This window comes from uncultured Oscillibacter sp., assembly GCF_910587525.1.
Lineage (GTDB): Bacteria > Bacillota > Clostridia > Oscillospirales > Oscillospiraceae > Oscillibacter.
In genome coordinates, this window is record NZ_CAJULS010000209.1 from 1 (window position 1) to 2889 (window position 2889).

General features: G+C 61.5%; 2 protein-coding genes. Both read left to right on the forward strand.

What is annotated here, in order from left to right; all coding sequences use genetic code 11:
* Nucleotides 1-465 precede the first annotated feature (465 nt).
* Nucleotides 466-1443: a leucine-rich repeat protein gene (locus QZ326_RS12540; RefSeq protein WP_295745798.1), complete on the forward strand. Its 978-nt coding sequence runs from the start codon at nt 466-468 to the stop codon at nt 1441-1443.
* A gap of 27 nt (nt 1444-1470) precedes the next feature.
* The gene (locus QZ326_RS12545) at nt 1471-2826 is read left to right on the forward strand and encodes a DUF2201 family putative metallopeptidase (RefSeq protein ID WP_295745801.1); all 1356 of its coding nucleotides are present in this window, start codon (nt 1471-1473) and stop codon (nt 2824-2826) included.
* Nucleotides 2827-2889 lie beyond the last annotated feature (63 nt).

Here is a 2889-nt window from a genome sequence, read left to right on the forward strand (position 1 = left end):
GGGGCCTACATGATTTCCAATCATGCGCCCTCGACCAACTAGGCGACTTCTCCATAGCTGTTCCAGTACTTTTCTACATATGCACTTGTTTCATGCCGAAAATGACAGCGTTATTATTATAGCAGAGCTTTGCCCAAAGTCAAGCCCCTATTTTCAAGATTTTAAAAAATAATGTAAAAAACTCCAACGATGAGGGAGAATACAACAGCGGCAGCACCGCAGTGAGGCAAACCTGTTTCCTCTGGCCGCGTTCTATAGAGTTCCGTTTCTCTTCAATTTTGCCGATGATACCACAAATATCTGCCTGATTCAAGCCATGCAGGTAAAACAACCGGGAATTTTTCAGCTTCTCTCGCAACGGTGCGGCGGAAACTTTTGAAAAGAGGGCCTAGGAAAGCGCAACGGTTTGTGATATACTATACCGAGCATTGATGCAGATGGCACAGGGCTAAGGGGGAGAGGGCATTGGAGACCGTCAGCGGCATCAGCAGCTGGAAATTGACCATCCGCCGTGAGGCGGCGGGGATTACCGTTTTGCGGGCGGTCACCTGCGAGTCCGCCGCCGCCCTGCCAGAGACGCTGTGGGGGCTGCCGGTGACAGCTTTGGGAGACCATGCCCTGGCCCCCGGCGCCGGACCGGTCCCCGGTCAGGAGGTGCTGGTGTCCTGCGGTCCCCTGCCGCCGGACGCGCAGTGGGACAACCGGAATCTGCGGGACATGACCCTCCCCGCCTCCCTGGAGCAGGTGGGGGATTATGCCCTGTTCAACTGTACAGAGCTGAAGACATTGCGTCTGGGAGATAGCGTGAACCGCTGGGGCGGCGGGGCCATTATGAACTGCCGTCGGCTGGACACCTTCCAGATGGATTGCACCGGACGGGAGGGAGGGCTGCTGGCCTACTTCGCCGGAGAGCTGCCGGGAGAGCTGGATGTGACGCTGCGGCGCGGGGGTGAGATATGGACCCGGCTGATCTTTCCCGAGTATGCGGAGGTCTACGAAGAGAACTGCCCTGCCCACCACTTCGACTACAACATCTACGGCGCGGGTTACGGCTATCACCACTGCTTCTATGGGAAACGGCTGGATCTCAAGTCCTACGATGCACTGTGGGAGCCCATGCTGGCCATGGAGCACGATGGGGACTGCGCCATGCGGCTGGCCTGGTGGCGGCTGCGGTATCCGGCGGAGCTGACAGGCCGGACCGCAGCGGATTACCGGGACTATCTCCGCTCCCATGCCCTGGAGGCTGTCCGGTTTTTGCTGTCCTTGGGAGACGCATCAGACCTCCGGCTGCTGCTGAGGGAGATTATGCCGGACCGGGAGATGCTGCCGGCGGCCTGTGCCCTGGCCCGGGAGCAGCGGAACGCCGCCGCTTTGGCGGTGCTGTTGGAGGAACAGCACCGGCGTTTTCCGGCGGGGGCGGCCAGGGATTTTACACTGTGAGATCAATTCCGGAGGGGCGGTGTTTTGGTGGAACAGAGCTATGAGAACATCGGGCGGGAGATCCTCTCCGCTGCCCGAAATGAGCTGTATATGAACCTGCCCTATCTGGACGCAGCATTGTGCGCACTGACATTTCAGCCTGGCGGCGGGATCACGCTGTCCCTGGCTGTGGACGGGGAGTCGCTGTACTATGACGGGGCCTTTCTCTCGGAGCGGTATCTTCGCTCCCGGACAGCAGTAAACCGGGCCTATCTCCATGTGATTCTTCACTGTATGCTCCGCCATCTGGCAAAAAAGCGGGGCAGAGTGCCGGAGCTGTGGGATCTCAGCTGCGATGCGGCGGTAGAGAGCATTCTGGACGGACTGGATTACCCCTGTCTAGCGGGAGGCGCCGCGCCTGCCCGGCGAAAGTTCTATGGCGAGTGCCGCATGGACATGCCGGTGCTCACCGCCGAGGGCATTTACCGCCGCCTGCTGCGGCTGTCCCTGCCGGAATACGAGCTGGCCCGGCTCCAGCGGCTCTTCCTGGTGGACGACCACGGGCTGTGGGACATGGAGCGGAAGGACAGCCGGGAGCGGAGCCAGCGGCAGGATGAGCGCTGGAGGGACCTCTCGGAGAAGACCCGCACTGGCATGGAGACCGTGCTGGCGGGACAGTCTGCCGGCGGGGAGACGGTGCTGGAACAGATCCGGGTGGCTGTCCGGGATGACGTGGACTACCGGACCTTTCTGCGGCGGTTCGCCGTGCCCCGGGAGGTCATGGCGGTGGACGGCGGTGCCTTTGACTATGGCTTTTACGCCTATGGCCTGCGGCTGTACGGAAACCTCCCCCTGGTGGAGCCGCCGGAGACCAGGGAGGCGAAGCGGATTGAGGATTTCGTCATCGCCGTAGACACCTCCATGTCTACCTCCGGGGAGCTGGTGCGGCAGTTTCTGGCTTGCACCTACGCCATTCTGCGCAGCACGGAGACCTTCACCCGGAAGGTGAACATCCGTATTTTGCAGTGTGACGACCAGGTGCGCTCCGACACGGTGCTCCATGACCTGGAGGACCTGCGGCGGTATATGGAGGATTTTCAGCTCTCCGGCGGCAGCGCCACGGACTTCCGGCCGGTGTTTGACTACGTGGCCCGTCTCCGGCGGGAGGGGGCTTTTACCAGCCTGCGGGGGTTGATTTACTTCACCGACGGCATGGGGATCTATCCCCAGCGGCGGCCGCCCTGGGAGACGGCCTTTGTGCTGCTGGAGGAGCCGCCCATGTCCGTACGGGTGCCTCCCTGGGCGATCCGGCTGGTACTGGATCTGCCGGGGCTGGAGCGGGCTGTCTCCGCAGCGGCGGAGTTGCCTGATATGATGGATTTGGCAGAGCTGCCGGAGCTTTAGAGGTGGTTGCCCTGACGGGCGGGGAGGGATACAGCCATGATGATGGCTGGTGCATATGCACCC